Here is a 7,299-nt window from a genome sequence, read left to right as displayed (position 1 = left end):
ATGCGTGGGAATGACGGGATTTTGGTGTATTCCCTAAAAAAAAATAAAAAAGCATTTGCAAATTTGTTAAAAATAAATAAAATAATAATCTTTATCATTCTTTAATTGAATTAGGTTTATATGAACAATCCATTGGTGAATCAGGCTGCTATGGTGCTGCCGGTGTTTTTGTTGAGTGCTTGTCTAGGCGGAGGCGGCGGCAGTTTCGATCTTGATTCTGTCGATACCGAAGCCCCGCGTCCCGCGCCAAAGTATCAAGATGTTTCTTCCGAAAAACCGCAAGCCCAAAAAGACCAAGGCGGATACGGTTTTGCAATGCGCTTCAAGCGGCGGAATTGGTATCCGCAGGCAAATCCTAAAGAAGATGAGAAAAAACTTTCTGAAAATGATTGGGAGGCGACGGGATTACCAAGTGACCCTAAAAACTTACCCGAGCGACAGAAATCAGTTATTGATAAAGTAGAAACAGGCAGCGACAGCAATATTTATTCTTCCCCCTATCTCACGCAATCAAACCATCAAAACGGCAACACTGGCAACGGTGCAAACCTGCCAAAAAACGAAGTAACAAATTATAAAGATTTCAAATATGTTTATTCCGGCTGGTTTTATAAACATGCTAGAAACGAAATCATAAGAGAAAACAGCTCAATTAAGGGTGCAAAGAACGGCGACGACGGCTATATCTTTTATCACGGCAAAGAACCTTCCCGACAACTTCCCGCTTCTGGAACAGTTACCTATAAAGGTGTGTGGCATTTTGCGACCGATGTCAAAAAATCCCAAAATTTTCGCGATATTATCCAGCCTTCGAAAAAACAAGGCGACAGGTATAGCGGATTTTCGGGCGATGATGATGAACAATATTCTAATAAAAACGAATCCATGCTGAAAGATGGTCAAGAGGGTTATGGTTTTACCTCAAATTTAGAAGTGGATTTCGACAATAAGAAATTGACGGGCAAACTGATACGCAATGATAAAGTTACAAACGCTACTACTGGCGACAAACATACCACGCAATATTACAGCCTTGAGGCTCAAGTAACAGGCAACCGCTTCAACGGCAAGGCAACGGCAACCGACAAACCCCAAAACAGCGAAACCAAGGAACATCCCTTTGTTTCCGACTCGTCTTCTTTGAGTGGCGGCTTTTTCGGCCCGAAGGGTGAGGAATTGGGTTTCCGCTTTTTGAGCGACGATAAAAAAGTTGCGGTTGTCGGCAGCGCGAAAACCAAAGACAACACTGCAAATGGCAATACTGCGGCGGCTTCAGGCGGCGCAGGTGCGGCAGCATCGGGCGGTGCGGCGGCTATGCCGTCTGAAAACAGTAAGCTGACCACGGTTTTGGATGCGGTCGAGCTGACGCACGGCGGCACAGCAATCAAAAATCTCGACAACTTCAGCAACGCCGCCCAACTGGTTGTCGACGGCATTATGATTCCGCTCCTGCCCGAGGCTTCCGAAAGTGGGAATACCAATCAAGGTACAAACGGCGGAACAGCCTTTACCCGCAAATTTGCCCACACGCCGAAAAGCGATGAAAAAGACACCCAAGCAGGTACGGCGGCGAATGGCGATCAAGCCGCTTCAAATACGGCAGGTGATACCAATGGCAAAACAAAAACCTATGAAGTCGAAGTCTGCTGTTCCAACCTCAATTATCTGAAATACGGGTTGCTGACGCGCAAAACTGCCGGCAATACGGGGGAAGGTGGCAACGGCAGCCCAACCGCCGCCCAAACGGGCGCGCAGAGTATGTTCCTTCAAGGCGAGCGCACACCGGTATCTGATATGGCGGCAAGGACAGAGGCAAACGCCAAATATCGAGGCACTTGGTACGGGCATATTGCCAACGACACAAGCTGGAGCGGCAATGCTTCAGATAAAGAGGGAGGCAACAAGGCGGACTTTACCGTGAATTTTGGCGAGAAAAAAATTACCGGCACGTTAACCGCTGAAAACAGGCAGGCGGCAACCTTTACCATTGAGGGAACGATTCAGGACAACGGTTTTTCCGGTACGGCAAAAACTGCTGACTCAGGCTTTGATCTCGATCAAAGCAATACCACCCGCACGCCTAAGGCATATATCACAGATGCCAAGGTGCAGGGCGGTTTTTACGGGCCCAAAGCCGAAGAGTTGGGCGGATGGTTTGCCTATCCGGGCGACAGTCAGGCGCAGCCGTCCGCTTCGGGGTCAGGTACGTCAGCCGCCAACAGCGCGACCGTGGTATTCGGTGCGAAACGCCAACAGCTTGTGCAATAAGCACGGCTGCCGAACAATCGAGAATAAGGCTTCAGACGGCATCGTTCCTTCCGATGCCGTCTGAAAGCGAAGAGTAGGGAAACACTATGCAACAGCAATATTTGTTCCGATTAAATATTTTATGCCTGTCGCTGATGACCGCGCTGCCCGTTTATGCAGAAAATGTGCAAGCCGGACAAGCACAGGAAAAACAGTTGGATACCATACAGGTAAAAGCCAAAAAACAGAAAACCCGCCGCGATAACGAAGTAACCGGTTTGGGCAAATTGGTCAAAACCGCCGACACCCTCAGCAAGGAACAGGTACTCGATATCCGCGACCTGACTCGCTACGACCCCGGCATCGCCGTCGTCGAACAGGGGCGCGGCGCAAGCTCGGGCTATTCGATACGCGGTATGGACAAAAACCGCGTTTCCTTGACGGTAGACGGCTTGGCGCAAATACAGTCCTACACCGCGCAGGCGGCATTGGGCGGGACGAGGACGGCGGGCAGCAGCGGCGCAATCAATGAAATCGAGTATGAAAACGTCAAGGCTGTCGAAATCAGCAAAGGCTCAAACTCGGTCGAACAAGGCAGCGGCGCATTGGCGGGTTCGGTCGCATTTCAAACCAAAACCGCCGACGATGTTATCGGGGAAGGCAGGCAGTGGGGCATTCAGAGTAAAACCGCCTATTCCGGCAAAAACCGGGGGCTTACCCAATCCATCGCGCTGGCGGGGCGCATCGGCGGTGCGGAGGCTTTGCTGATCCACACGGGTCGGCGCGCGGGGGAAATCCGCGCCCACGAAGCCGCCGGACGCGGCGTTCAGAGCTTTAACAGGCTGGTGCCGGTTGAGGATACCAATCAGTACGCAAATTTCATCGTTGAAGAAGAATGCGAAAGCGGGAGTTATGAAACGTGTAAAGCGAATCCGAAAAAAGATGTTGTCGGCAAAGACGAACGTCAAACGGTTTCTACCCGAGACTACACGGGTCCCAACCGCTTCCTTGCCGATCCGCTTTCATACGAAAGCCGGTCGTGGCTGTTCCGCCCGGGTTTTCGTTTTGAAAACAAACGGCACTACATCGGCGGCATACTCGAACACACGCAACAAACTTTCGACACGCGCGATATGACGGTTCCGGCATTCCTGACCAAGGCGGTTTTTGATGAAAATAAAAAACAGGCGGGTTCTTTGTCCGGCAACGGCAAATATGCGGGCAACCACAAATACGGCGGACTGTTTACCAACGGCGAAAACGGTGCGCTGGTGGGCGCGGAATACGGTACGGGCGTGTTTTACGACGAGACGCACACCAAAAGCCGCTACGGTTTGGAATATGTCTATACCAATGCCGATAAAGACACTTGGGCGGATTATGCCCGCCTCTCTTACGACCGGCAGGGTATCGGTTTGGATAATCATTTTCAGCAGACGCACTGTTCTGCCGACGGTTCGGACAAATATTGCCGTCCGAGTGCCGACAAGCCGTTTTCCTATTACAAATCCGATCGCGTGATTTACGGGGAAAGCCACAGGCTCTTGCAGGCGGCATTCAAAAAATCCTTCGATACCGCCAAAATCCGCCACAACCTGAGCGTCAACCTCGGTTTTGACCGTTTTGGTTCCGACCTCCGCCATCAGGATTATTATTATCAAAATGCCAACCGCGCCTATTCGTCGAAAATACCCACTCAAAACGGCAATCAAAACATTAGCCCCAACGGCAGCCAAGACAAACCCTATTGGGTCAGCATAGGCGGGGGAAATGTGGTTACGGGGCAAATCTGCCGCTTGGGCAATAATACTTATACGGACTGCACGCCGCGCAGCATCAACGGCAAAAGCTATTACGCGGCAGTTCGGGACAATGTCCGTTTGGGCAGGTGGGCGGATGTCGGCGCGGGGTTGCGCTACGACTACCGCAGCACGCATTCGGACGACGGCAGCGTTTCCACCGGCACGCACCGCACCCTGTCCTGGAACGCAGGCATCGTCCTCAAACCTGTCGACTGGCTGGATTTGACTTACCGCACTTCAACCGGCTTCCGCCTGCCCTCGTTTTCGGAAATGTACGGCTGGCGGTCGGGCGATAAAATAAAAGCCGTCAAAATCGATCCGGAAAAATCGTTCAACAAAGAAGTCGGCATCGTGTTTAAAGGCGATTTCGGCAACTTGGAGGCAAGTTGGTTCAACAATGCCTACCGCGATTTGATTGTCCGGGGTTATGAAGCGCAAATTAAAAACGGCAAAGAAGAAGCCAAAGGCGACCCGGCTTACCTCAATGCCCAAAGCGCGCGGATTACCGGCATCAATATTTTGGGCAAAATCGATTGGAACGGCGTATGGGATAAATTGCCCGAAGGTTGGTATTCTACATTTGCCTATAATCGTGTCCGTGTCCGCGACATCAAAAAACGCGCAGACCGCACCGATATTCAATCACACCTGTTTGATGCCATCCAACCCTCGCGCTATGTCGTCGGCTTGGGCTATGACCAACCGGAAGGCAAATGGGGTGTGAACGGTATGCTGACTTATTCCAAAGCCAAGGAAATCACAGAGTTGTTGGGCAGCCGGGCTTTGCTCAACGGCAACAGCCGCAATACAAAAGCCACCGCGCGCCGTACCCACCCTTGGTATATTGTGGATGTGTCCGGTTATTACACGATTAAAAAACACTTTACCCTCCGTGCGGGCGTGTACAACCTCCTCAACCACCGCTATGTTACTTGGGAAAATGTGCGGCAAACTGCCGGCGGCGCAGTCAACCAACACAAAAATGTCGGCGTTTACAACCGATATGCCGCCCCCGGCCGCAACTACACATTTAGCTTGGAAATGAAGTTTTAAACGTCCAAACGCCGCAAATGCCGTCTGAAAGGCTTCAGACGGCATTTTTTACACAATTCCTACCGTTTCCCATCATCCCCGACAATACCGTAATCTTGAAACCCGTCATTCCCGCGAAAAAGGCGGGCGTAGGATGTGCAGCGTGGGCATAGGGCAGGCTGCAAGGCAGGTGTAGGGCTGGCTGTAGGGTGGGCTTCAGCCCACCAACCCCTCCAATCCCTCCAACTCCGTCAATGTTATCCATCCTGCCCAATCCCACCGAAAACCGAAACTGCCGAATCACGCCTATTCCCCAAAAACCTTTGATGCGGTGAAATTGGTGGGGTTGGTGGGCTGAAGCCCACCCTACAGCCCACCCTACGGCTCGCTGAAATTTCGTCATTCCCGCGCAGGCGGGAATCTAAGTTTGTCGGTGCGGAAACTTATCGGATAAAACGGTTTCTTTAGATTTTACGTTCTAGATTCCCGCCTGCGCGGGAATGACGGGATGTAGGTTTCTGTGCGGACGTGTTCTAGATTCCCACTTTCGTGGGAATGACGGGATTTCAGTTTGCGGATTGATTTGAAGTTGCAAAATCCCAACGGACCGGATTCCCGCTTTCGCGTTTCAAAGTTACGGCGTTATCGGAAAAACAGAAAATCAAAGCTGCGAGGATTTATTTAAAACAACCGAATTTCAACGAACCGGATTTTCGCCTGCGCGGCGGCGGAAGGTTTTTTGTTTTTCCTGACAACTGTCCGCAACCTGAAATTCTGGTCGCCGGCATAACGGTATAAATATTTTCTATTTGAATCCAATATAAAATGCCGTCCGAACATTGTTCGGACGGCATTTTAATGCTTCAAATCAGTTGGTGCCGACTTTGATTTTCTGCCACAGGCTGACTGACAGTTTTTTCGCATCCGTACTCATTTGCGGCATCACGAAACCGTCTTTCATATCCTGCTCGTTCGGGAAGATGGAACGGGTGTTCACCAGCTCGGCAGGCATTTTTTCGCGCGCCGGTTTGCTGGCGGGGGCAAAGGTTACGGCGATGCCGTTTTTCGCCGCGATTTCGGGGTCGAGCGTGTAGTTGATGTATTTGTGGGCATTGGCAACGTTTTTCGCATCGGCGGGAATCAGCCAAGACTCAATCCAGAAGCCCATACCTTTCGGTGTCAGCACTTCGATGCCGACGTTGTTTTTCACTTCTTCGGAACGTGCTTTCGCCAAGTTCAAATCGCCGCCGTTGCCTGCCGCCAGGCAGATGTCGCCGCGCGCCAGCTCGTCAATGATGGACGGGCTGAAACGTTTGACATCCGGACGGATAGACTTCAACACTTCCGCCGCCGCCTTCAAATCTTCAGGATTCGAGCCTTTGGGGTCTTTGCCCAAGTAGTTCAGCAAAATCGGGAACATTTCGCTCGGGGTGTCCCACAGGGCGATGCCGCAGGATTTCAGCTTGTGGGTGTATTCGGGTTTGAACAGCAAATCCCAGCCGTTTTCGGGCAGCTTGCCGCCCAAAAGCTCTTTGCCCTTCGCCGTAATCGCAATCGTGTTCACGCCGGAGAAATAGGGGACGGCATACTGGTTGCCCGGGTCGGCGGTTTCCAGCATTTTCAAGAGTTCGGGATCGATGTTTTTATAGTTGGGAATCAGGTCTTTGTTGACTTTTTGATACGCGCCCGCCTCAATTTGGCGCGGCAGGAAGGCGATGCCCGGCACAACCAAATCGTAACCGGATTTGCCGGTCAGCATTTTGGCTTCCAGCGTTTCGTTGTTTTCGTACAAGTCGTAAGTCAGCTTCAGATTGTTGGCTTTTTTAAAGTCTTCGACCGTACTCTCGTCAACATAGTTCGACCAGTTGTAGATGTTCAGAGTATCGGTGGCAGCGGCTTCGGCATTGGCAGCAGACGCAGCGTCTGCTTGAGGTTGCACGGCGTTTTTTTCGCTGCCGCCGCAGGCTGCCAGAGACAGCGCGGCCAAAACGGCTAATACGGATTTTTTCATACGGGCAGATTCCTGATGAAAGAGGTTGGAAAAAAAGAAATCCCCGCGCCCCATCGTTACCCCGGCGCAAGGTTTGGGCATTGTAAAGTAAATTTGTGCAAACTCAAAGCGATATTGGACTGATTTTCCTAAAAAATTATCCTGTTTCCAAAAGGGGAGGAAAACGGTTGCCCGATTTTGCCGTTTTCCTGCGCTGTCAGAGTGTCC

Annotated in this window: 4 protein-coding genes; 3 read left to right on the top strand and 1 reads right to left on the bottom strand. The window is 51.2% G+C overall.

The features are described from left to right. The first annotated feature begins 120 nt into the window (after positions 1 to 120). The 3 genes from Q9I99_RS05195 to Q9I99_RS05185 all read left to right on the top strand — a co-directional run bounded on the left by Q9I99_RS05195 (position 121) and on the right by Q9I99_RS05185 (position 5,254). The gene (locus Q9I99_RS05195; protein WP_301667106.1) at positions 121 to 2,268 is read left to right on the top strand and encodes a transferrin-binding protein-like solute binding protein; all 2,148 of its coding nucleotides are present in this window, start codon (positions 121 to 123) and stop codon (positions 2,266 to 2,268) included. Positions 2,269 to 2,354: 86 nt separating this feature from the next. Further along, complete coding sequence (gene tbpA / locus Q9I99_RS05190; RefSeq protein WP_301667105.1) at positions 2,355 to 5,102, top strand: transferrin-binding protein TbpA; 2,748 nt, start codon at positions 2,355 to 2,357, stop codon at positions 5,100 to 5,102. A 17-nt stretch (positions 5,103 to 5,119) separates the two neighbouring features. Beyond that, positions 5,120 to 5,254, top strand: coding sequence for a hypothetical protein (locus Q9I99_RS05185; protein ID WP_301667104.1), 135 nt, complete (start codon positions 5,120 to 5,122; stop codon positions 5,252 to 5,254). A gap of 695 nt (positions 5,255 to 5,949) precedes the next feature. Here Q9I99_RS05185 and Q9I99_RS05180 read toward each other — a convergent pair. Beyond that, complete coding sequence (locus tag Q9I99_RS05180) at positions 5,950 to 7,092, bottom strand: extracellular solute-binding protein (RefSeq protein ID WP_002224944.1); 1,143 nt, start codon at positions 7,090 to 7,092, stop codon at positions 5,950 to 5,952. Positions 7,093 to 7,299 lie beyond the last annotated feature (207 nt).

Origin of the sequence: Neisseria basseii, assembly GCF_962707005.1 — a bacterium.
Classification (GTDB): Bacteria; Pseudomonadota; Gammaproteobacteria; order Burkholderiales; family Neisseriaceae; genus Neisseria; species Neisseria bergeri.
Note: the sequence above shows the minus strand (reverse complement) of the source record. Positions and strands in the feature narration are given on the sequence as shown.

Excerpts from the sequence above, each read along its gene's own strand:
- Q9I99_RS05195 (WP_301667106.1), top strand. The coding sequence starts at position 121 with ATGAACAATCCATTGGTGAATCAGGCTGCTATGGTGCTGCCGGTGTTT.
- Q9I99_RS05185 (WP_301667104.1), top strand. The coding sequence starts at position 5,120 with ATGCCGTCTGAAAGGCTTCAGACGGCATTTTTTACACAATTCCTACCG.
- tbpA (WP_301667105.1), top strand. The coding sequence starts at position 2,355 with ATGCAACAGCAATATTTGTTCCGATTAAATATTTTATGCCTGTCGCTG.
- Q9I99_RS05180 (WP_002224944.1), bottom strand. The coding sequence starts at position 7,092 with ATGAAAAAATCCGTATTAGCCGTTTTGGCCGCGCTGTCTCTGGCAGCC.